The sequence below is a fragment of the Staphylococcus sp. HMSC072H03 genome, assembly GCF_001809305.1.
Lineage (GTDB): Bacteria > Bacillota > Bacilli > Staphylococcales > Staphylococcaceae > Staphylococcus > Staphylococcus hominis.
The window spans coordinates 47,570-69,242 of sequence record NZ_KV796861.1; the positions used below are offsets into that span (position 1 = coordinate 47,570).

Annotated in this window: 24 protein-coding genes and 1 tRNA gene; 22 read left to right on the forward strand and 3 right to left on the reverse strand. The window is 29.9% G+C overall.

Annotation, left to right across the window (positions count from 1 at the left end; all coding sequences use genetic code 11):
* Window positions 1-2 precede the first annotated feature (2 nt).
* Window positions 3-641, forward strand: coding sequence for a thiamine phosphate synthase (gene thiE / locus HMPREF2578_RS00270; protein ID WP_017175144.1), 639 nt, complete (start codon window positions 3-5; stop codon window positions 639-641).
* A gap of 89 nt (window positions 642-730) precedes the next feature.
* Window positions 731-1,600 carry a membrane protein insertase YidC gene (yidC, locus tag HMPREF2578_RS00275; RefSeq protein WP_017175145.1) on the forward strand — a complete coding sequence of 290 codons (870 nt, stop codon included), beginning with the start codon at window positions 731-733 and terminating at the stop codon, window positions 1,598-1,600.
* A 57-nt stretch (window positions 1,601-1,657) separates the two neighbouring features.
* Here yidC and HMPREF2578_RS00280 read toward each other — a convergent pair whose 3' ends face one another.
* Both HMPREF2578_RS00280 and cls read right to left on the reverse strand, forming a co-directional pair.
* Window positions 1,658-2,305: an HD domain-containing protein gene (locus tag HMPREF2578_RS00280; RefSeq protein ID WP_017174786.1), complete on the reverse strand. Its 648-nt coding sequence runs from the start codon at window positions 2,303-2,305 to the stop codon at window positions 1,658-1,660.
* 34 nt (window positions 2,306-2,339) lie between these two features.
* Window positions 2,340-3,824: a cardiolipin synthase gene (gene cls / locus HMPREF2578_RS00285; protein ID WP_017174787.1), complete on the reverse strand. Its 1,485-nt coding sequence runs from the start codon at window positions 3,822-3,824 to the stop codon at window positions 2,340-2,342.
* Between the two features lie 162 nt (window positions 3,825-3,986).
* Between cls and csoR the strand changes: the two genes are divergently transcribed.
* The 3 genes from csoR (at window position 3,987) to HMPREF2578_RS10940 (ending at window position 4,755) form a co-directional block, all read left to right on the forward strand.
* Window positions 3,987-4,280, forward strand: a complete 294-nt coding sequence (csoR, locus tag HMPREF2578_RS00290) for a copper-sensing transcriptional repressor CsoR (protein WP_002437530.1) — start codon at window positions 3,987-3,989, stop codon at window positions 4,278-4,280.
* 15 nt (window positions 4,281-4,295) lie between these two features.
* The gene (locus HMPREF2578_RS00295; RefSeq protein WP_017174788.1) at window positions 4,296-4,505 is read left to right on the forward strand and encodes a putative copper chaperone CsoZ; all 210 of its coding nucleotides are present in this window, start codon (window positions 4,296-4,298) and stop codon (window positions 4,503-4,505) included.
* A 112-nt stretch (window positions 4,506-4,617) separates the two neighbouring features.
* The gene (locus HMPREF2578_RS10940; protein WP_002437525.1) at window positions 4,618-4,755 is read left to right on the forward strand and encodes an Lmo0850 family protein; all 138 of its coding nucleotides are present in this window, start codon (window positions 4,618-4,620) and stop codon (window positions 4,753-4,755) included.
* A 160-nt stretch (window positions 4,756-4,915) separates the two neighbouring features.
* Here the strand turns inward: HMPREF2578_RS10940 and HMPREF2578_RS00300 are convergent, their stop codons facing one another.
* Window positions 4,916-6,100, reverse strand: coding sequence for an FtsW/RodA/SpoVE family cell cycle protein (locus tag HMPREF2578_RS00300; RefSeq protein ID WP_017174789.1), 1,185 nt, complete (start codon window positions 6,098-6,100; stop codon window positions 4,916-4,918).
* Between the two features lie 375 nt (window positions 6,101-6,475).
* Between HMPREF2578_RS00300 and HMPREF2578_RS00305 the strand changes: the two genes are divergently transcribed.
* The 17 genes from HMPREF2578_RS00305 to HMPREF2578_RS00385 all read left to right on the forward strand — a co-directional run bounded on the left by HMPREF2578_RS00305 (window position 6,476) and on the right by HMPREF2578_RS00385 (window position 21,617).
* A complete protein-coding gene (locus tag HMPREF2578_RS00305; RefSeq protein ID WP_017174790.1) occupies window positions 6,476-7,546 on the forward strand; it encodes a D-alanine--D-alanine ligase in 1,071 nt (356 codons plus the stop codon).
* A 15-nt stretch (window positions 7,547-7,561) separates the two neighbouring features.
* The gene (gene murF / locus HMPREF2578_RS00310) at window positions 7,562-8,917 is read left to right on the forward strand and encodes a UDP-N-acetylmuramoyl-tripeptide--D-alanyl-D-alanine ligase (protein ID WP_017174791.1); all 1,356 of its coding nucleotides are present in this window, start codon (window positions 7,562-7,564) and stop codon (window positions 8,915-8,917) included.
* Between the two features lie 231 nt (window positions 8,918-9,148).
* On the forward strand, window positions 9,149-10,660 hold the full coding sequence (locus HMPREF2578_RS00315; protein WP_017174792.1) for a degradosome RNA helicase CshA: 1,512 nt from the start codon (window positions 9,149-9,151) through the stop codon (window positions 10,658-10,660).
* 409 nt (window positions 10,661-11,069) lie between these two features.
* Window positions 11,070-11,387 carry a PH domain-containing protein gene (locus HMPREF2578_RS00320; RefSeq protein WP_231451769.1) on the forward strand — a complete coding sequence of 106 codons (318 nt, stop codon included), beginning with the start codon at window positions 11,070-11,072 and terminating at the stop codon, window positions 11,385-11,387.
* A complete protein-coding gene (locus tag HMPREF2578_RS00325; protein WP_017174794.1) occupies window positions 11,377-12,879 on the forward strand; it encodes a PH domain-containing protein in 1,503 nt (500 codons plus the stop codon). The genes HMPREF2578_RS00320 and HMPREF2578_RS00325 overlap by 11 nt, the downstream gene beginning before the upstream one ends.
* Window positions 12,872-13,348 carry a PH domain-containing protein gene (locus HMPREF2578_RS00330; RefSeq protein ID WP_017174795.1) on the forward strand — a complete coding sequence of 159 codons (477 nt, stop codon included), beginning with the start codon at window positions 12,872-12,874 and terminating at the stop codon, window positions 13,346-13,348. The genes HMPREF2578_RS00325 and HMPREF2578_RS00330 overlap by 8 nt, the downstream gene beginning before the upstream one ends.
* A 27-nt stretch (window positions 13,349-13,375) precedes the next feature.
* A complete protein-coding gene (gene acpS, locus HMPREF2578_RS00335) occupies window positions 13,376-13,729 on the forward strand; it encodes a holo-ACP synthase (RefSeq protein WP_017174796.1) in 354 nt (117 codons plus the stop codon).
* A gap of 42 nt (window positions 13,730-13,771) precedes the next feature.
* Window positions 13,772-14,917, forward strand: coding sequence for an alanine racemase (alr, locus tag HMPREF2578_RS00340; protein WP_017174797.1), 1,146 nt, complete (start codon window positions 13,772-13,774; stop codon window positions 14,915-14,917).
* An 85-nt stretch (window positions 14,918-15,002) separates the two neighbouring features.
* Window positions 15,003-15,173, forward strand: a complete 171-nt coding sequence (gene mazE / locus HMPREF2578_RS00345) for a type II toxin-antitoxin system antitoxin MazE (RefSeq protein ID WP_002448681.1) — start codon at window positions 15,003-15,005, stop codon at window positions 15,171-15,173.
* On the forward strand, window positions 15,170-15,532 hold the full coding sequence (locus HMPREF2578_RS00350; protein WP_017174798.1) for a type II toxin-antitoxin system PemK/MazF family toxin: 363 nt from the start codon (window positions 15,170-15,172) through the stop codon (window positions 15,530-15,532). Before mazE ends, HMPREF2578_RS00350 begins: the two co-directional genes overlap by 4 nt.
* A gap of 371 nt (window positions 15,533-15,903) precedes the next feature.
* On the forward strand, window positions 15,904-16,905 hold the full coding sequence (locus tag HMPREF2578_RS00355; RefSeq protein ID WP_017174799.1) for a SpoIIE family protein phosphatase: 1,002 nt from the start codon (window positions 15,904-15,906) through the stop codon (window positions 16,903-16,905).
* A gap of 85 nt (window positions 16,906-16,990) precedes the next feature.
* Entirely contained in the window at window positions 16,991-17,317 is a 327-nt protein-coding gene (locus tag HMPREF2578_RS00360; protein ID WP_002448686.1) for an anti-sigma factor antagonist, read from the forward strand.
* 28 nt (window positions 17,318-17,345) lie between these two features.
* Window positions 17,346-17,798: an anti-sigma B factor RsbW gene (rsbW, locus tag HMPREF2578_RS00365; RefSeq protein ID WP_049335593.1), complete on the forward strand. Its 453-nt coding sequence runs from the start codon at window positions 17,346-17,348 to the stop codon at window positions 17,796-17,798.
* Complete coding sequence (gene sigB, locus HMPREF2578_RS00370) at window positions 17,773-18,543, forward strand: RNA polymerase sigma factor SigB (RefSeq protein WP_017174800.1); 771 nt, start codon at window positions 17,773-17,775, stop codon at window positions 18,541-18,543. Before rsbW ends, sigB begins: the two co-directional genes overlap by 26 nt.
* Window positions 18,544-18,668: 125 nt before the next feature.
* On the forward strand, window positions 18,669-20,816 hold the full coding sequence (locus tag HMPREF2578_RS00375) for a Tex family protein (RefSeq protein WP_017174801.1): 2,148 nt from the start codon (window positions 18,669-18,671) through the stop codon (window positions 20,814-20,816).
* Complete coding sequence (locus HMPREF2578_RS00380) at window positions 20,809-21,261, forward strand: SprT family protein (protein ID WP_017174802.1); 453 nt, start codon at window positions 20,809-20,811, stop codon at window positions 21,259-21,261. The genes HMPREF2578_RS00375 and HMPREF2578_RS00380 overlap by 8 nt, the downstream gene beginning before the upstream one ends.
* Before the next feature lie 270 nt (window positions 21,262-21,531).
* Window positions 21,532-21,617: transfer RNA gene (locus HMPREF2578_RS00385), tRNA-Leu, on the forward strand.
* Window positions 21,618-21,673: the final 56 nt, after the last annotated feature.

Here is a 21,673-nt window from a genome sequence, read left to right on the forward strand (position 1 = left end):
ATATGTTTGATTCAAAAAGTTTACAAGTTTATTTTATATGTGGAACACAAGACATCATCGGTGATCAAAACATTAAAGATGTTTTAAAAGCAGCATTAGAATCAGGAATTACTTTATTTCAATTTCGTGAAAAAGGACCAAATGCTTTAGTAGGGGATGAAAAAGAAGCCTTAGCTAAGGAATTGAAAACACTTTGCCATGAGTATAAAGTACCTTTTCTCATTAATGATGATGTGGATTTAGCTGAAAAGATTGATGCAGATGGTATACATGTAGGTCAAGATGACGAAATAATTGCTTCTTTTGCTAATCGTTTTAAAAATAAAATTATAGGATTAAGTGTAGGAAACGTAAAGGAATATCAACAATCAGATTTAGAACACGTAGATTATATAGGCGTAGGTCCAATGTATAAGACATCTTCAAAATCTGATGCAAGTGCCCCTGTAGGCCCTGAAATGATTGCAACATTAAAAAATATTAATCCAAGCTTACCTATGGTTGCTATAGGTGGTATTACTGAAGATAATTGTGAGCCTATAGCTAAAGAAGGCGCTGATGGTGTGTCAGTTATTTCGGTCATTACACATAGTCAAAATATTGACAAGACTGTTAATAAATTAAAGCACTATTTCAAATAAATATCTCTTTTTTTTCAGTTTTTGTTTTCTAGTACACCCTATCTATGATAAAATTATTTCTATGTGAATATATCAATAGAGGTGTAAAAATGAAGAAGAAAGTGCTACTACCTTTGTTATTAGGGGTAATGGTCTTTTTAGCTGGATGTGACTATTCCAAATCTAGTAATAGAAATGGATTTTTCTACAATACATTCGTTGAACCAATGGCTAAAATTCTACATTGGTTAGGCCATTCTGTTTTTCATGATGATTATGGTATTGCAATCATCGTTTTAGTATTAGTTATTCGTATTATCTTATTGCCTTTCATGCTATCAAACTATAAAAATAGTCATATGATGCGTGAAAAAATGAAAATTGCTAAACCTGAAGTAGAAGGTGTACAAGAAAAAGTGAAACGTGCACGTACTCAAGAAGAAAAAATGGCAGCTAATCAGGAAATGATGGAAGTTTATAAAAAATATGACATCAATCCTATGAAGAGTGCTTTAGGTTGTTTACCTGTTTTAATTCAAATGCCTATCGTTATGGGATTATATTTCGTATTGCGTTATCGTATTGGTGGCGGTATTACAGAACATCCACATTTCTTATGGTTTAATTTAGTACATCCTGATATTTGGATTACTATTATTGCCGGTGTGTTATACTTTATCCAAGCATGGGTGTCAAGTAAACAAATACCTGAAGAACAACGTCAAATGACTTATATGATGATGATCGTTTCACCTATTATGATTATTTGGATTTCATTAAGTTCAGCTTCGGCACTAGGTTTATATTGGTCTGTCAGTGCGGCATTCTTAATTATTCAAACATTCTTTGCAAATAAACATTATGAAAAAGTTGCAAAACAAGAAATTGGACCTATGGTTGAGGCACATAAAGAAAATAATTCAAATAAAAAAGGTAAAAATACGCAAGTCGTTTCTAAAAATAATAAGAAGAAAAAATAATATAAGTATAATACGATAAAAAAGTAGGAAAAGATCATCTATCTTTTCCTACTTTTTTTATTCTTCTAAGTGCCACTCGCTATAAAATTGAGATAAAAATAGTTTCATAAATTGATGACGTTCTTCAGCTAGTTGAGATCCTGTTTGTGTGTGCATTAATTTTTTTAATTTTAATAACTTATCATAGAAGTGTCTAATAGCAGAAGGAGGTAAATCAACCATATCTTTTTCTGAAGGAATTGAGTGATAGGGAGATTCTGTCCACATTGGCTCATTGAAATGTCCAGAAAATTGAAACGTTCTTGCGATACCTATAGCACCAATTGCATCTAAGCGATCAGCATCTCTAACGATTTGTCCTTCGATTGGAAGTGTAACATCGTTATTTCTACCATTTCGATAACTCAAATGTTTGATAATAAAAATAATATTCTTTTGAACAGTATCATCCAATTCTATTTTTTTAAAAAATTGATGTAATTCGCTTAAAGCATGGTGTTTATCAGTCAATTTATCATCTATGACGTCATGCAATAGAGCTGACAATACTATTGTAAGAAAATCGCCTTGATGTTCTTGTTTGGCAATATATTTAGCTAATAATGTGACACGTTCAATATGTGCAATATCATGTCCAGAGTAATCATTTTTATGAAATTGGTACATATATTCTTTAGCTAATAATATTTGTTCTGCTTGATTCATAAACTACTCCTTTAAAAACATGTATTGAATGAGTTTAAAGAATTGGTGATAATAATTGAGATATGCCTTCTTTAAACTTAATCCAAGTACTACGTTGATTATATAATTCTTTAGTCAACTCATATGAGACCTTCATATCTTTAATAAATGCTTTTTTAAGTTGAAGAGAAATATCTTCGTCATAAATGAACGCATTCACTTCGAAATTTAATGTAAAACTACGATTATCCATATTTGCTGTACCTACAGTAGCGATTTCATCATCGACAATGAGTGTTTTTGAATGTAGAAATCCATTATTATATTGATAAATTTTAACACCTGCGTCTAATAAAGAAGCGGCATTTTTTAATGTAGCCCAATAAACAAAAGGATGATCGGGTTTACAAGGAATCATTAAATTAACTTCAACTCCACCTAAAGCGGCAATTTTTATGGCATCAATAAAAGCTTGATCAGGAATAAAATAAGGTGATTGAATATAAATAGAATGTTTTGCTGACATAATCATTTTTAAATAGCCATATTTAATTTGTTCCCAGTCTTCATCAGGACCACTTGAAGCGATTTGAACACCAATCTCGCCGCCTGAATCTACATCAGGAAAATATCTATCTTCATATCTGATATTGTCACGTGTTGATTGTGAATTCCAATCTAAGATGAATCTTAATTCTAATGCATTGACAGAATCACCTTCAAGTCTTAAATGAGTATCTCTCCAATAACCAAATTTTTTATCTTTACCAAGGTATTCATCACCAACATTAAAACCCCCAACATAGCCAATCTTGCCATCTATAATTACAATTTTTCTATGATTACGGTTATTCATTCTTAAATTGATTAAGGGCAATTTGGAAGGGAAGAAGGCTTCTGCGTGTCCACCTTTGTCTTTAAACTGTTTCAAATCTTTCTTGCGTAATGTTCTTGAACCCATATCATCATATAACATTTTAACTTCTATACCATCTTCAAGTCTGTCTTCGAGTGCCTTTAAAATACGACGTCCAAGACCATCACTTTTGAAAATATAGTATTGAATATGTATATAATCTTTAGCATTCTGAATATCTTCAATTAATGCGTCAAATTTAGCATGACCATCTGTAAAGATTTTTATACTGTTATCAGTAGTTAAGAATGCAGCATTATTATAGAGTAACATGTGCACCATTTCTTTAAACTTAACAATTTGATGATTACCTTTAGAAAAATCATCTTTTTCAAGCGCATTTAATTGCTCATCAACGATCATAGCTAAACCTTTACGATCTTCTTTTTTTAATTTAAAAATATGTTTGCGTTGTATTTGACGCCCTAATAATAGATATAAAATAAATCCTACTATCGGTAGAAATACAAGAACTAAAAGCCACGCCCAAATTGAACCTGCACTACGACGTTCCATGAAGATAATGATAAATGCGAAAATCAAGTTTAATATAAAGGCAGTGATTAATATGATGTTAATAATTAAAGAAGAATATGAGAAAGATAATTGCACGATCTCTACCATATTAATTGAACCTCCTAAATCGTTTAAAATTAATGTACTAACAAATATTGTACCATGCACTATAATAAATGGTATGATTAATTTTTAAAATAAAAATGTATAATTGACGTAATAAAGAGGAGATTATACGATGATATAGAAGCTATTGAAAGGGTGAATTAGTTGGAAAATCAAAATCATGCCCATCATTCTGAGCAAGTTAAATTAAATTTAAAATCTCGATTAAATCGAATAGAAGGACAAGTTAAAGCAATTAATAGAATGATTGATGAAGACGTCTACTGTGATGATGTATTAACTCAGATAAGAGCAACACGTTCAGCACTTAATAGTGTTGCTACTAAGTTACTAGAACATCACATGAAAAGTTGTATTATGGAAAAAATAAATCAAGGTACTGAAGAAGAAGCAATGGAAGAACTACTAGTGACATTTCAAAAACTAGTGAAAGATTAGTTAGGAGATTGTAATATGTTAAACCGTAATATTGTATTTATAGATAACATTGAAACAAAGGAACAAGCACAAATGTTAAATGAACGTTTGTTAAATATGATTGGAGTACATACGGTATCAATCGATATAGAAAGAAATATGGTTAATGTTGAATATGAAACACCTACTAATTTAAATAGTATTGAAAAAGAAATTTATGACGCTGGATTTAAAGTACTTTCATAATAAAAAGCTTTAGTGTAACTTAAATAATTTAAAATAATTTTCAAATATGGTAGTAAAGCATGACTAATTAGGGTAGTATATCAGTGAAGGTCAAAAAACGAGGTGAGATACCATGAACAAATCAGATAAGTTACAAAATGTAGTCAAATTATTATCATCTTTAGGCGTCAATATCAAAAAAACAAAATCTCGTTTCGACATTATTAATACTTTGCCTACCACAAAAACCGTTACTCAAGAACTTAAATAATATGTGATTGAAAAAAGTCTGAGACATTATTAGTTGTCTCAGACTTTTTTATATGTTGGAGATACATTATCGAAGTGGAACGATAATGTCAAAATGAGTTTTGTCTCATTCTCTTTTATACTATTTTCATGTTATTAACTGAATTAAAATATATTTATTACTAAGCATCTTTGGACGCTGGCTTTTGATGGTAATAAATAGAAAGTATAACACCAATACCTAGCATTAAACTCCATAATGCGCTACCACCATAACTAATAAACGGTAGTGGTATACCTGTAATAGGTAAAAGTTGGATTGTCATACCAATATTTTGCAAAATATGGAAGACGAGTAAAGAAATATAACCAATTAAAAATACCTTATTAAATGATGAAGTTGTTTTTATGGCTAAACGGATAAGATGGAAAATTAAAGCTAGGAATATAAGAAGTAATATCACTGCTCCAATAAATCCAATTTCTTCTCCAATGACAGAAAAAATAAAATCGGTATGGTTTTCTGGAATGTATACTTCTCCGTGATTATAACCTTTACCAAATAATTGACCGGATCCTACAGCTTTTAACGATTCCGTTAAATGGTAGCCATCTCCATTACTATAAGCATAAGGATTTAACCATGAATTGATTCGACCCATTTGGTACATTTTGATATGTAACGTTTTCTCAATCAGAGAGGGTTTATATATAATGGCTAAAATAATGCTACTTCCTAATACGGCTACAGTAATAAAGATAGGAGCAAGAATGCGCCATGTAATACTACTCACTAGCATGACTCCAACAATAATGGCACATAGAACCAATGTAGTTCCTAAATCATTTTGAAGTAAAATTAATATCATAGGTACTAGGGATATGCCAATGATTTTAAAAAATAAGATTAAATCAGTACGAAAAGATTTATTAAATGTAAATCGATTATGATTAGAAACGATTTTAGCCAATGCAAGTATCAAAATAATCTTCATAAATTCTGAAGGTTGAATACTAATTGGACCAAAAGCATACCAACTTTTAGCGCCATTAATAATAGGCGTAATAGGTGTTTCAGGAATGATTAATAAACCTAGTAGTAAGATACAAAAGAAGATATACCATATATATGTATTATTTTTTATTTTTTTGGGAGAAAAAATCATCACAATAAGTGCTAGTATTGCTCCTAAAATATAATAGATAATTTGACGAATACCAAAATTGGCACTATATTGGCCGCCACTCATAGCAGAACTGATTGTAGTCACACTAATGATGGCTAAAATCATTATTAATGCTATAAGTATCCAGTCAATTTTTCGAAGCCAATGTGTTGTAGGCTGTTGACGGGATGAATATTTCATAAAAAACTCCTTAAATTCTATGGAATAGTATATATAGATTTTACATGACTTTATATGATTATGCTACAAAATATAGAAGATGATATAAAGTCGAAGCAGTTTAATCTAAAAAATAACAATTAACATGAATGGACTATTCTTTAAGAAATATACATATTTTTATTTATTGGTAAATGCAAAAAACACTGATACTGTGATAATATGGACATTTAGAAAGAATAATTTAAATTACATATCGTTAATGAAAAGTATAATTAACAATTTAAACTTAATACATTATAGTATTATAATTATGATGAGAGAAACAAAAGCGTAATTAAACTTCAATTTATAAATGGCTTTTGTCATTATTTTTCTCGATGGAGGATATAAAACATGGTAAAAGAAAATATTTGTATCGTATATGGTGGTAAAAGTGCTGAGCATGATGTATCAATTTTAACAGCACAAAATGTATTAAATGCGATTAATAAAGACAAGTATCTTGTAGATATTATATATATTACAAATGATGGTCAATGGAAGAAAAAAGAAAATATTACAAAAAATATTAAAACTGTTGAAGAATTACATTTAGAAGACATAAGTCCTGGAGAAATTACATTACTTTTAAAAGAAAATGGGGAAGGAAGTAAATATGATGCTATTTTCCCATTATTACATGGACCAAATGGTGAAGATGGTACCATTCAAGGTTTATTTGAAGTGCTAGATTTACCATATGTAGGAAATGGTGTATTAGCTGCATCAAGTTCGATGGATAAATTAGTAATGAAACAATTGTTTGAACATCGCGGTTTACCACAACTACCTTATATTAGTTTTTTAAGAAGTGAATATGAAAAATATGAAGGTAATATTATTAAACTCGTTAATGATAAATTAACATACCCAGTATTTGTAAAACCTGCTAACCTTGGATCTAGTGTGGGTATTAGTAAATGTAATAATGAAGATGAACTTAAAAAAGGGATTGAAGAAGCATTTCAATTTGATCGTAAGTTAGTGATTGAACAAGGTATTATTGCACGTGAAGTGGAAGTCGCAGTTTTAGGTAATGATTATCCTGAAACAACATGGCCTGGAGAAGTAATTAAAGATGTTCAATTTTATGACTATAAGTCAAAATATAAAGACGGTAAAATCAGTTTACAAATTCCAGCAGATTTAGATGAAGAGGTTCAAATGACGTTACGTAATATGGCATTAGAAGCATTTAAAGCTACAGATTGTTCTGGATTAGTACGTGCCGATTTCTTTGTGACGGAAGATAATCAAATCTACATTAATGAAACAAATGCGATGCCTGGTTTTACAGCATTTAGCATGTATCCAAGTTTATGGGAAAATATGGGATTATCATACTCTGATTTAATCACTAAACTAATTGATTTAGCTAAAGAACGTTACGAAGATAAAAAGAAAAATAAATATACTATCGATTAAGCGAGGAGCCTAAGTATGATTGAAGTTTCTTTAAAACAAATTCAAAAATGGATATCTTGCGATATTGATGAAGCATATTTAGAACATCAAATTAAAGGAGTCACTATCGATTCTCGTCATGTAGAAAAAGAGATGTTATTTGTTCCATTTAAAGGTGAAAATGTAGACGGTCATCGTTTTGTAGAACAAGCACTAAAAGATGGTGCTGGTGCTTCATTTTATGAAAAAGGACAGGATATTAGCGATTCAATTCAAGGACCTATTATATGGGTAGATGATACATTAACTGCTTTACAACAATTAGCTAAAGCGTACTTAAAGCATGTTAATCCAAAAGTAATTGGAGTGACCGGCTCTAATGGTAAAACCACAACAAAAGATATGATTGAAAGTGTGTTACATACCGAATTTAGAGTCAAAAAAACACAAGGTAACTATAACAATGAAATTGGTTTACCTTTAACCATTCTTCAATTAGACAAAGACACAGAAATTTCTATTTTGGAAATGGGTATGTCAGGATTCCATGAAATTGAATTGTTATCTAAAATTGCGGAACCTGATATTGCGGTTATCACAAATATTGGTGAATCTCACATGCAAGATTTAGGTTCTAGAGAAGGTATTGCTAAAGCCAAATCTGAAATTACTATTGGTCTTAAATCTGATGGCACATTTATATATGATGGAGATGAACCACTTCTAAAACCGCATGTTGAAAATGTGAAAGATGCTAAACTTGTTAGTGTTGGTTTAAATCATGACAATACATTAGTATGTAAAGTGGAAAATAGTAAAAATGATGGTATAGCATTTACGATAAATAACAAGGAACATTATGAATTACCAATTTTAGGTATTCACAACATGAAAAATGCTACTATCGCTATTGCAATTGGACATGAACTTGGTTTAGATTACGACACAATTCAAAAGAATATAAGTAATGTACAACTCACAGGTATGCGTATGGAACGACATGTTACTAATAATCAAATTACGGTTATTAATGATGCTTACAATGCAAGTCCAACAAGTATGAAAGCTGCTATTGATACGTTAAGTAATATGAATGGACGTAAAATCATTGTACTCGCTGATTCTTTAGAATTAGGTGAAAATAGTCAACGTATGCATGAAGATGTAGGTGCTTATTTGGACAATAAAGGTATTCATACGTTACTTACTTACGGTAATGATGCTAAGTTTATAAGTCGTACAGGTGGCCAGTTTGTGGAAGATGTAGCTTATTTTTCAGATAAAAATGAACTGACTCATTATTTAAAGTCTATTTTACAACCTGATGACAAAGTGTTAATTAAAGGGTCACGTGGTAATAAACTTGAAGAAGTAGTAAATGCTTTAATTTAATTATTAATAATAATTAAGAGTTGCTTAGAAATGAAAGGTTTCAAAGCAACTTCTTTTTATTATTTTAATAGAACCAATACTCTACTTAAAAATGTTATTTGCTGTAGATATGAAAATTGCTTTATTGCTATAACTATTTTTAGGTGGTACTATATAGAAGTTGACGTAATAAGAAGACCTTATATACAAAAACGTATATTGATAAATAAAAGAATTAAAAGGAGAATTATATTGCAAAATTTTAAAGAATTAGGGATTTCGGATAAAACGGTAAAAACCCTAGAAGAAATGGGTTTTAAAGAACCAACACCGATCCAAAAAGAAAGTATCCCTTATACATTAGAAGGAAAAGATATCCTTGGTCAAGCTCAGACAGGTACGGGTAAAACAGGAGCTTTTGGTATCCCTTTAATAGAAAAAGTTGTTGGAAAATCAGGCGTTCAAGCTTTAATTTTAGCACCTACAAGAGAATTAGCAATGCAAGTTGCTGAACAATTACGCGAATTCAGTCGTGGACAAAATATTCAAGTTGTTACTGTCTTTGGTGGTATGCCAATTGATAGACAAATTAAAGCGTTAAAACGTGGGCCTCAAATTGTAGTAGGAACACCAGGACGTGTTATCGATCATTTAAATCGTCGTACATTAAAAACGAATGATATTCATACTTTAATTTTAGATGAAGCGGACGAAATGATGAACATGGGCTTCATTGATGATATGAGATTTATTATGGATAAAATCCCTGCTGAACAACGACAAACAATGTTATTTTCAGCGACAATGCCTAAAGCTATTCAGACATTAGTACAACAATTTATGAAGTCACCACAAATTGTTAAAACAATAAACAATGAAATGTCTGATCCTCAAATCGACGAATACTATACAATTGTTAAAGAGTTAGAAAAGTTTGATACATTTACTAATTTCTTAGATGTACATCAACCTGAGTTAGCTATTGTATTTGGTAGAACTAAACGTCGTGTGGATGAGTTAACAAGTGCATTGCTTACTAAGGGTTACAAAGCAGAAGGATTACATGGAGACATTACACAAGCCAAACGTTTAGAAGTACTTAAAAAATTCAAAAACGATCAAATTGATATATTAGTTGCCACAGACGTTGCAGCACGTGGTCTTGATATTTCAGGTGTAAGTCACGTATATAATTTTGATATACCTCAAGATACTGAAAGTTATACACATAGAATTGGACGTACAGGTCGTGCAGGTAAAGAAGGTATTGCTGTTACGTTTGTTAACCCAATTGAAATGGATTACATTCGTCAAATTGAAGAAGTAAATGACAGAAGAATGAAAGCTTTAAGACCACCTCATCGTAAAGAAGTGCTTAAAGCACGTGAAGAAGATATTAAAGACAAAGTTAAAAACTGGATGTCACGTGAGAGTGAAGATCGTTTAAAACGTATTTCTAGTGAATTATTAGAAGAATATGATAGTACTGAATTAGTAGCTTCATTATTACAAGAACTTGTCGAAGCAAACGATGAAGTTGAAGTTCAATTAACTTTCGAAAAGCCACTTGCAAGAAAGAGTCGTAATAATAAAGGTAATCAATCAAGACGTGGTGGTAAACGAAATAATAAATTTGATAACAAAAATAAACGATCAAAAGGTAATTTCAACAAGAAAAAAGGTAAAAAACAAGATCGTCGAGATAGACAAGATAAAAGAAAAACATCTATCAAAGGTCGTACGTTTGCTGATTTACAAAAATAGTTGTTATAGATAAGAATAAATTTGCTTGATTGAGCTTGAGGTATAAACATATGTCTCAAGCTCTTTTTGATTATAAGTTACCTATTAAATTTATAAATGCTTATACTAATATTATTTTAAAGAAAAAGAGGATAATTGATCGTATTTAAATAGATAGTATTCAGTTTTGGTTTTTACATTAATATCTATCATATTATTTTTAAAAAATAGTATGATATAATATAAAAAAATTGTTAAGGAGTTTATTGTGCAATTACATCACTCTTTTCATAAAAGTCCTAAATCCGCATTTTTATATCATTGGTTAGTAAGTGGAGTCACGTTACTAATAGAGCTCATTATTTTGGGTGGTGGGTTGTGTTGTTGGAAAGCATTTCACTGGCCACATTTTATTTTTTATATTCTACTTGTGTTAACTATTTGTTCTCTTATTCGTTTTATTCTCCAACCTATCAATAGATACTCTTATAGATTTTATAATATAGAAAATAAGAACATAGAAATTTTAAATACTTTTATTTTTAAAAGGTACAAAACAACAAAAATTGAAAGGTTACAACTTTTAAAGGTTAAAACAAATCCGTTATTGAAACAGTTTAATCTTAAGAGAATCATTGTTGTAACTGCAGGTCATGAACTCACAACACCTGTTGTTTCTAATAAAGAAGCAGAACGATTAATATTACATATCTTATCACAAATGCGAGGTAGTAATGATGATATTTAAACCTCAAAAACTACATCCGATTTCTTATTTCACGGGTCTAATAAATGTTATAAAGCAAAACATTTTTGTCATTATCGTGTTTATTGGATTTAATATATGGAATTTTGATTTTACAAATATCAGACATTATATTGGACCAGGTATCTTTTTATTGATTATTCTTTTTTCTATGATTAATCAATTTCAAAAAGTACGTCTAACGCGTTATTGGATAGAAAATGATCAATTTATAGTCACATCTGGATGGTTAAATAAAAAACGCAAAGAATTAAATTTGAATCGAATTCAATCCTTAGATACCACACAAGGACTGATTAATCAATTAGTAGGTGGAGTACGACTACAAATTAAAACGCCGAGTGATGGTATTGAACTTGAAACGATTTCGAAACAACAAAGTGAATTGATTGAACGTACAATTAAAAAAAGACAACTTCAGTTAGATAGTCAAGAAATAGAGACTAATCATAAGCCCAATAATAGCGAACAAGAATTAATATCTGAAGATAATAGTAATAATAAAGTAATTTTTAAAATGTCTAATAAACTGTTGATTTTTATGTCATTGACCAGTGGCGTGATAGGTGTAGCATTCGCCACTATTTCCCCTATTATAGGTGCATTTGAAGATGTTATCCCGTGGGAAAAATGGACGTCTCGTCTTTTTCAATGGATACAGTCAGTGACGTTTTTAGTGACTATTATTATATTGACTGTACTTATATTTTGTTATGTTATAGGTACTCTAATTGTTTTTCTCCGTTATTATAACTATACAATCACACAACGTGATAATGAGTTGAAAATTACTTATGGATTACTAAATGTAAAAAATATCACAGTGCCTACTGAACGATTACAAGCAGTTATAGAAAAACAGTCATTTATTAGAAAGTTATTTGGATATACCTCTATATACTTTATTATTACAAGTGATTTAGAAGTTAAATCTAATGAAGATGTAAGTGAAAATGGAAAAATTATGATTCTTCCATTTATTAATAAAAAAGAGGCATATTCTATTATTAGAAAATTAATTCCTGAAATGCAATTTAACTCTATTACTGAAAATGTACCAAAACGAGGATATCATCGACATTTTTTTATACCTAGTATCATATTAATTCTTGGTGCAACTATAGGTGCTTACTATTGGAGTATATGGAGTTATATGATAGCGATAATTATGATTATCTTTATGGCAATTCATGCGTATGTGTATATATCTGTTTCTGGATTATGCAATAGAAAAAATGAAATTGCACTTCGTCAAGTAAGTATCATGCATATTAATTCTTATTATTTTAAAAAGGATAAAATTATTGGTATGAATGTTAATCAAAATCCATTGTTAGAAAAGAGCCATTTAGCACATTTACATTTTATTATAGCTAAGGGTGCGGTAAATGAAGATATTAAGCTTAAATATGCTTCTGAAAAACAGGTTCAATTAAATATTGAGACCTATTTAGGAGGGTCTAAGATTGAATGAACATAGTTTTATGAACACGAGTGGTCTAAAGGTGATGAGAATCACATCATTGATAGGGCTTATAATTATTACTGTTTTTTTATTTCTACTCAATATGATAGATGTTTATTTTACTCATATATCAAAACTTTCAATTAATATCATTATTTCTATAGTCATTATATTGCTTTATATCATACTATTTATTATTGTTATTCCGCTTCTGAGATATCATTATTTCAGTTATTACTATGATGAAAACGAGATTCATATTAGAAAAGGTATCATAACTGTTGAAACAGATATGATACCGTTTTATAGAATACAAAATATAGAAGTCATAGAAGGATTCATAATGAGAAAATATAAATTAGCACATCTTCATTTATCTACTGCAGGTGGAGAATGCAATATAGAACTAATTGCAAAAAAAGAAGCGATTTATTTAAAACAAATGATTCAAAATAGAAAACACGAACTATATGAATGATAAAGGATAATTAAGTGAGGTGTGGATATGATACATGGTATTGGTATTGATTTAATTGAAATTGACCGAATAAAAGACGTGTATATTAAACAAAGTGATAAATTAATACATAGAATACTAACAGAGCAAGAACAGCAAAAATTTAACTCTTTTAAAAATGATAAAAGAAAATTAGAATTTTTAGCAGGACGATTTGCAACTAAAGAAGCATTTAGTAAAGCATTAGGAACAGGGTTAGGAAAAACGGTAGCATTTAATGATATTGATTGTTATAACGATGAAAAGGGGAAACCTTGCATCGAATATCCTGGTTTTATTGTTCATGTCTCGATTACGCATACACAACATTACGCAATGAGTGAAGTAATATTAGAAAAGTAAATCATATCAATTTTTTATAAGTTTAAATAAGGAGGACTTCATATGTCAGATGTTGCTTATAGACCGACATATTTAAATGTAGATCTTGATGCCATTCTATACAATTATAATATTTTTAAAACACTTCAAAGTGATAAGTTGGTGATTCCTGTAATTAAAGCGAATGGATATGGATTAGGAAGTGTAAAAATAGCAGAAATTTTAGAAAATAATGGGGCTCAATTTTTTGCAGTTGCTACTTTAGATGAAGCCATTGAATTACGCTTACATAATATAAATGCTAAACTATTAGTTTTAGGTGCGATATCACCGAAAGATATAAATAAAGCGATTCAATATGACATTACCTTAACTGTGCCTTCACAGTTTTGGTTAGAACGAGCGATTCATTATATAGAAGATAACTCAGATCATGTATATCTTCACGTGAAATTAGATACAGGAATGGGAAGACTAGGGATTAAAACGCTTGAAGAGTATCAGTTAGTCATTAATCTTATTAAAGAACATCCAAATCTTATTTTTGACGGCGTTTTTACTCACTTTGCCAATGCAGATGAACCTGGTGATTCAATGAAACAGCAATATGCATTTTTTGAAGAGTTGGTAACAAAAGCAGAGCGACCAAAATATATACATGCTCAAAACTCAGCGGGCGCTTTATTAGCAAATTGTAAATTATGCAATGCGTTAAGACTTGGAATTTCACTATATGGTTATTATCCTTCTGAATATGTTAGAAATGAAGTTGATGTTCAATTAAAACCAAGTGCTAAATTAATAACTCAAGTTGTTCAAACTAAATATTTAAATCCTGGAGACTCTGTAAGTTATGGAAGTACATTCACTGCAACTGAAAAAATGAAAATAGCGGTTTTACCAATTGGATATGCAGATGGTTTCTTAAGATCTATGCAAGGATTTGCCGTAAATGTCAATCAACAGCAATGTGAAATCATTGGAAGAGTATGCATGGATCAAATGATTATTAGTGTACCAGATGATGTGAAAGAAGGAGATGAGGTTATTTTAATAGATAACAATTTAAATTCTTCACAAGCAGTAGAGGCATTAGCTGTAAAACAAAATACAATTAATTATGAAGTTTTATGTAATTTAGGACGCAGACTTCCAAGAATATATTATTTAAATAAAAAATTTGAAGTTACAAATGAATTATTAAATTAGTATAGTCACTTGTTACAAAATTTGTTATTATAAAACTAAATTAAAGTTTATAATGTCTTGTTTGTATCAATTGGAGGTTCATAGTATGTTAACTTTTAATCAGAATAGAAGCCATAGTCTTGAACAATCATTAAAAGAGGGCTATGTCCAAATGGCCGATTTAAACCTCTCCCTAGCAACAGAAGCATTTCCATTAGAATGTGAAGCTTGTGATTGTAACGAATCATATCTTACATCTAATTATAAAAGTGAATGATTAGAAGAGGCGATGTATATTTAGCTGATTTATCACCAGTTCAAGGGTCTGAACAAGGGGGAGTAAGACCTGTAGTTATCATTCAAAATGATACTGGTAATAAATATAGTCCTACAGTAATCGTTGCTGCGATTACTGGTAGGATTAATAAAGCGAAAATACCAACACATGTAGAAATAGAAAAGAAAAAATATCGTTTAGATAAAGATTCAGTCATTCTTTTAGAACAAATACGAACATTAGATAAAAAAAGATTGAAAGAGAAACTTACATATTTATCAGAAGATAAAATGAAAGAAGTTGACGATGCATTGGATATCAGTTTAGGTTTACACGATGTTCGTCCTCAAAAAAATTAGTATTTTATATGTATAATCCAAAAAATATGAAATAAACTTTTGAAATAAATCAATTGTACTTTTGAAAAGTTTTAATTAGACTAAATTCAGTTGAATTCAATGATAGTATTGAGTAAGTTTATGACTATTTAGAGATATCGCAGTAGTTAACTGAATTGAAAATATTTAACTCAAGTTTTCAATTTCAATTAACCTTGCGGGGGTAAGACAGCATATTCACAAAATGAATACTGTCTTGCTCCCTTTTTAAGTAGAAGAGTTATTTTAGAATAATATACATTTGATATTAATGAATAAATTTAAAATGTTGTATTGTGTCAGACAATATTTAAACATATTTTAATCAGCTATGAAGTAAGGAGGCAAAATTCGTGGAAGAATTTAAAAAAAACTATAAGCAACTTATAGATGAGAGCTTGGTTACTAAAAATAAAGAACAATTTTTAAAGAAGTGCGATGAATTCACTGAAGAAGTAATCAAAAAGGATATTCTACCAGAAGATGTTGTTGATTTACATAAAACGTATATTGCTTCTTTAAATTTAAAAACATCTCAAATCTTAGATACATTAGATGTATTAGAAGAAGTAGTAAAAGGCTTTGGATATAGCTATAGAGATTATCAAAATTTAGTTGATAAAATGCAATTCCACGATAAAGAAATTGACTTAGCCTCTAGACTTCAACAAACGATGTTAAAAACAGACATTCCACAGTTTGATAGTATACAAATAGGTGTTATTTCAGTAGCTGCTCAAAAAGTAAGTGGAGACTATTTTAATTTAATTGATCATAGAGATGGTACGATGAGTTTTGCTGTAGCAGATGTTATAGGGAAAGGGATTCCAGCAGCATTAGCAATGAGTATGATTAAATTTGGAATGGATTCCTATGGTCATTCACAATTACCAAGTGATGGTTTAAAACGACTCAATCGTGTGGTAGAAAAAAATGTTAATCAAAATATGTTCGTCACGATGTTTTATGGACTATATGAAGAAATGAATCACTTATTATATTGTAGTTCAGCAGGTCATGAACCAGGATACATTTATAGAGCTGAAACTGAAACATTTGAAGAAATTGAAGTTCGAGGAAGAGTACTTGGTGTAAGTCAACATACGCGATATAGTCAACAAGAAATTCCAATATATTTAGATGATTTAATTATTATTTTTACTGATGGTGTAACAGAAGCTAGAAATAAAAAGGGGGAGTTTATTGCAAAAGATACTGTTCTTAATTTAATTAGAAAATATAAGCATATGCATCCCCAAGATATTGTTCAAATCTTATATGAAGCCATTTTAAAAATACAAAATACGCAAAAAAGAGATGACATGACAATTTTAGTAATAAAAAGAGTGAATTAATTATTTAATTTTTTGATTATATTATAATAATAATGGGTATAGTTGCTATAGTATACATATCGAAAAAGATTAGGAGTGTAAGTAAATGAATCTTAATATAGAAACGATAACCCATGATGATTATTATGAAGTTATTGTTGGTGGAGAGTTAGACGTATATACAGTACCCGAGTTAGAAGAAGTACTTGTGCCTATGCGCCAAGAAGGAAATCATGATATTCACGTGAACTTAGCAAATGTAAGTTATATGGATTCAACGGGTTTAGGCTTATTTGTAGGAACATTAAAGGCTCTAAATCAAAATGATAAAGAATTATATATTTTAGGTGTCACAGATAGAATTAGTAGATTATTTGATATTACTGGTTTAAAAGATTTAATGCACGTTAATGAAGGAACGGAGGTAGAGTAATTTGTCACTCAAAAATGATTATATTGAAATGAAGTTACCTGCCTCAGCAGAATATGTAAGTTTAATTCGCCTTACCTTATCAGGAGTATTTACAAGAGCAGGTGCTTCATACGATGATATTGAAGATTCAAAAATTGCAGTAAGTGAAGCGGTTACTAATGCTGTCAAACATGCGTATAAACATAGTGAACAAAATGGTATGATTAATATTTGTTTTGAATTATTTGATGACAAAATTAAGATTATTATTTCAGATCAAGGTGAAAGTTTTGACTACGAATCTACAAAATCAAAATTAGGGCCTTACCAAGAAAACGAAAATATCGATTTCTTACGTGAAGGTGGGCTAGGGCTATTTTTGATTGAATCATTAATGGATGAAGTAAAAGTTTCAAAAGAGTCTGGTGTAACAATTAGTATGATTAAGTATATAAAAAAAGAGCAGGTGCCAAATAATGACGAAAGAGTCGAAATCAGTTAATGAGATATCACCTGAACAAATTAACCAATGGATTAAAGAACACCAAGACAATATAAATCCTCATGCGCAAGATAAATTAGTTAAACATTATCGCAAACTAATTGAATCATTAGCATATAAGTATTCAAAAGGACAATCACATCATGAAGATTTAGTTCAAGTGGGTATGGTTGGTTTAATAGGTGCTATTAACAGATTTGATATATCTTTCGATCGCAAATTTGAAGCATTCTTAGTGCCAACTGTTATTGGTGAGATTAAAAGATATTTACGAGATAAGACATGGAGCGTTCATGTTCCTAGAAGAATTAAAGAAATTGGTCCAAGAATAAAAAAAGTGGGCGATGAACTTACGAATGAACTCGGACGTTCTCCTTCAATTTTAGAAATTGCGAACCGTTTAGAAGTAAATGAAGAAGAAGTATTAGAAGCCATGGAAATGGGTCAAAGCTATAACGCACTTAGCGTAGATCATTCAATTGAAGCAGATAAGGATGGATCTACAGTTACATTGTTAGATATTATGGGTCAACAAGATGATAATTACGACCTTACTGAAAAACGAATGATTCTTGAACGTATTTTACCAATCTTATCTGATAGAGAAAGAGAAATTATTCAATGTACTTTCATTGAAGGATTAAGTCAAAAGGAAACTGGTGAACGTATTGGACTTAGTCAAATGCATGTATCTAGATTACAACGAACTGCAATACGAAAATTACAACAAGCTGCTAAGCAATGAAATTGAGGAGCGACCAATGAGTTCATATTGAATTCTATGGCGCTCCTTTTATTGTTAAAAATGTAATGTAAAAATAAAGATATGTTAAAATTAAAGAGAATTTATATACAAAGAGTGGTTATAACATGGAAAAGACATTAATTAATGATATTGTAAAAAAATATCAATTTTTAGAAAAACAAGTCATAGCTGTATTAAATCTATTAGAGGAAAATAACACAGTACCTTTTATTGCCAGATATCGAAAAGAAGCAACTGGTGGTTTAGATGAGGTTCAAATTAAACAAATATCTGATGAATATCAATATGTAGCGCATCTTCAAAAACGTAAAGAAGAAGTTATACATAATATTGAACAACAAGGTTTACTTACTGATGAATTAAAGCAAGACATTCTTCAACAAACAAAATTACAACGTGTAGAAGATTTATATCGTCCTTTTAAACAAAAAAAGAAAACTAGAGCAACTGAAGCAAAACGAAAAGGATTAGCACCATTAGCTCACTTTTTAATAGAAGGACAAAGTATGAATGTAAATGAAGAAGCTAGAAAATATTTAAGTGAAGAAGTTAAAACAGTTGATGAGGCAATTCAAGGTGCTCAAGATATTATTGCTGAACGTATTTCGGATAATCCTAAGTATCGACAACGTTTACTTAAAGACGTTTATTATCAAGGAAAGATTGTGACAACAAAGAAAAAACAAGCAAATGATGAAAAAGAGATATTTAGTATGTACTATGATTATTCTGAGCCTATAAAAAGAATAGTTAATCATCGAATTTTAGCAATGAATCGTGGAGAAAAAGAAAAAGTATTGTCAATTAAAATTGAATTTGATACTACTTCAATAGAAACATTTATACAATCGCAAGAAGTAAAAAAAGCTCATCAACTAGTTGAATATATTGAGTCTGCAATTAAAGACAGTTTAAAACGTTTAATCTTGCCTTCAATTGAAAGAGAAATTCGAAATGATTTAACTGAAAAAGCAGAGCATCACGCTATAGAAGTGTTTAGTGAAAATTTAAAACATTTATTATTACAGCCTCCTATGAAAGGTAAACAAATTTTAGGTGTCGATCCAGCATTTAGAACTGGATGTAAATTAGCTGTTATTAATCCTTTTGGAACATTTATTGCTAAAAGTGTTATATATCCTCATCCTCCAAAATCTAAAATAGAATTGGCAGAAAAAGAATTAGTTAGAATGATAACTGAAAATAATGTTGAATTAATTGCAATTGGTAATGGTACAGCAAGTCGTGAAACGGAACAATTTGTAGCAAATGTAATAAAAAAATATCAACTAAATGCTCAATTTATTATCGTAAATGAAGCAGGAGCTTCTGTATATTCTGCTTCTGAAATAGCAAGAAATGAATTTCCAGAGTTTCAAGTTGAAGAACGAAGTGCAGTGTCTATTGGTAGACGTGTGCAAGATCCGCTTAGTGAATTAGTGAAAATTGATCCTAAATCTATTGGAGTAGGACAGTATCAACATGATGTAAACCAAAAAGAACTTGAACAAGCTCTCACATTTGTCGTAGAAACTGCAGTTAACCAAGTAGGTGTAGATGTAAATACCGCTTCAAAATCTTTACTTCAATATGTTTCGGGATTATCAAGTACCATTGCTCAAAATATAATTGATTATCGTGAAGAAAATGGATCTATAAAGCATCATTCCGAAATAAGCAAAGTAAAACGTTTGGGTAGTAAAACGTTTGAACAAAGTATCGGATTTTTAAGAATAGTTAATGGTAAAGAACCATTAGATAATACATCTATTCATCCAGAAAGTTATCAAGCGACATATCAGTTTTTAGAAAGTTTACAACTATCAATTGATGATTTAGGTTCAGATAAACTTAAACAAACACTTAGCGATATTAATATTGAAGAAAAATCAAACGAAATTGGAATAGGCAAACCAACACTAGAAGATATTATAAAATCTCTTAAAGCGCCAAATCGTGATCCTCGTGATAGCTATGAAACACCACAGTTAAAATCTGACATATTATCAATCGAAGACTTGTCTAAAGGTATGAAGTTAAGTGGAACGGTTAGAAATGTAGTAGATTTTGGAGCATTTGTAGATATAGGTGTTAAACAAGATGGTTTAGTTCACATTTCAAAATTATCAAAGAAATATGTTAAAAATCCTATGGATGTTATTAGTGTAGGAGATATAGTTGATGTTTGGATTTTAAATATTGATAAAAATAAAGAAAAAGTATCATTGACTATGATTAATCCTAATGAATAATAAAATGCTTCAAAAGTTAGTAGAAACAACTTCACTTGAGTATTTTAAACAACCTTTTAAACATAAAGCGTATTTTAATTCTCGATTACGAACAACAGGCGGACGATATGTATTATCTACACACCATATTGAGATTAATCCGAAGCAATTTTCTCGTTTTGGAAAAGAGGCTTTAATAAATATCATAAAGCATGAACTATGTCATTATCATTTACATTTATCCGGAAAAGGTTATCAACATAAGGATCATGACTTTAAAATGCTAAGCAATAAAGTTCAAGCACCAAGATTTTGTCAGCCGATTCAAAGCTATGAAGAAAGAGCAAATTATATATATCAATGTTGTAAATGTAAAACTACATATCTAAGAATTAGAAAAGTTAATACTGATAAAATGAGATGTGGTAAATGTGGAAGTAAATTGAAATTAAAGATGTATTTATAAATAAATTTAAATATGAACAATAAGACTTTACTAATATAACAATGTCCTTTAAAAACCTACAATGTTGTAGGTTTTTAAACTTTTTAATAAAAACTATTGACTTATGTTTAAAAAGTATGTATTATAGTTATCGTTGTATTAATGAATGACGTAAACATTAAAAAATAGTAAATTTGTTTAAAATAATATTAAAAAGTTATTGACTTTTTATTACAAATCATTTACAATAAATACTGTTCTCGATAATCAATAGATTATTGCGTTTTGCCAGCGGTCGTGGCGGAATGGCAGACGCGCTAGGTTGAGGGCCTAGTGGGAGAAATCCCGTGGAGGTTCAAGTCCTCTCGGCCGCACCAAATCAATTCCAATCATTATATATTGCGGGTGTAGTTTAATGGCAAAACCTCAGCCT

Coding starts and splice junctions, on each gene's coding strand:
- HMPREF2578_RS00305 (WP_017174790.1), top strand. CDS start 6,476: ATGGTAAAAGAAAATATTTGTATCGTATATGGTGGTAAAAGTGCTGAG.
- HMPREF2578_RS00295 (WP_017174788.1), top strand. CDS start 4,296: ATGTTAAACCGTAATATTGTATTTATAGATAACATTGAAACAAAGGAA.
- murF (WP_017174791.1), top strand. CDS start 7,562: ATGATTGAAGTTTCTTTAAAACAAATTCAAAAATGGATATCTTGCGAT.
- mazE (WP_002448681.1), top strand. CDS start 15,003: ATGTTAACTTTTAATCAGAATAGAAGCCATAGTCTTGAACAATCATTA.
- HMPREF2578_RS00350 (WP_017174798.1), top strand. CDS start 15,170: ATGATTAGAAGAGGCGATGTATATTTAGCTGATTTATCACCAGTTCAA.
- cls (WP_017174787.1), bottom strand. CDS start 3,824: ATGGTAGAGATCGTGCAATTATCTTTCTCATATTCTTCTTTAATTATT.
- rsbW (WP_049335593.1), top strand. CDS start 17,346: ATGAAGTTACCTGCCTCAGCAGAATATGTAAGTTTAATTCGCCTTACC.
- acpS (WP_017174796.1), top strand. CDS start 13,376: ATGATACATGGTATTGGTATTGATTTAATTGAAATTGACCGAATAAAA.
- yidC (WP_017175145.1), top strand. CDS start 731: ATGAAGAAGAAAGTGCTACTACCTTTGTTATTAGGGGTAATGGTCTTT.
- thiE (WP_017175144.1), top strand. CDS start 3: ATGTTTGATTCAAAAAGTTTACAAGTTTATTTTATATGTGGAACACAA.
- HMPREF2578_RS00380 (WP_017174802.1), top strand. CDS start 20,809: ATGAATAATAAAATGCTTCAAAAGTTAGTAGAAACAACTTCACTTGAG.
- HMPREF2578_RS10940 (WP_002437525.1), top strand. CDS start 4,618: ATGAACAAATCAGATAAGTTACAAAATGTAGTCAAATTATTATCATCT.
- alr (WP_017174797.1), top strand. CDS start 13,772: ATGTCAGATGTTGCTTATAGACCGACATATTTAAATGTAGATCTTGAT.
- HMPREF2578_RS00325 (WP_017174794.1), top strand. CDS start 11,377: ATGATATTTAAACCTCAAAAACTACATCCGATTTCTTATTTCACGGGT.
- HMPREF2578_RS00280 (WP_017174786.1), bottom strand. CDS start 2,305: ATGAATCAAGCAGAACAAATATTATTAGCTAAAGAATATATGTACCAA.
- HMPREF2578_RS00360 (WP_002448686.1), top strand. CDS start 16,991: ATGAATCTTAATATAGAAACGATAACCCATGATGATTATTATGAAGTT.
- sigB (WP_017174800.1), top strand. CDS start 17,773: ATGACGAAAGAGTCGAAATCAGTTAATGAGATATCACCTGAACAAATT.
- HMPREF2578_RS00375 (WP_017174801.1), top strand. CDS start 18,669: ATGGAAAAGACATTAATTAATGATATTGTAAAAAAATATCAATTTTTA.
- HMPREF2578_RS00300 (WP_017174789.1), bottom strand. CDS start 6,100: ATGAAATATTCATCCCGTCAACAGCCTACAACACATTGGCTTCGAAAA.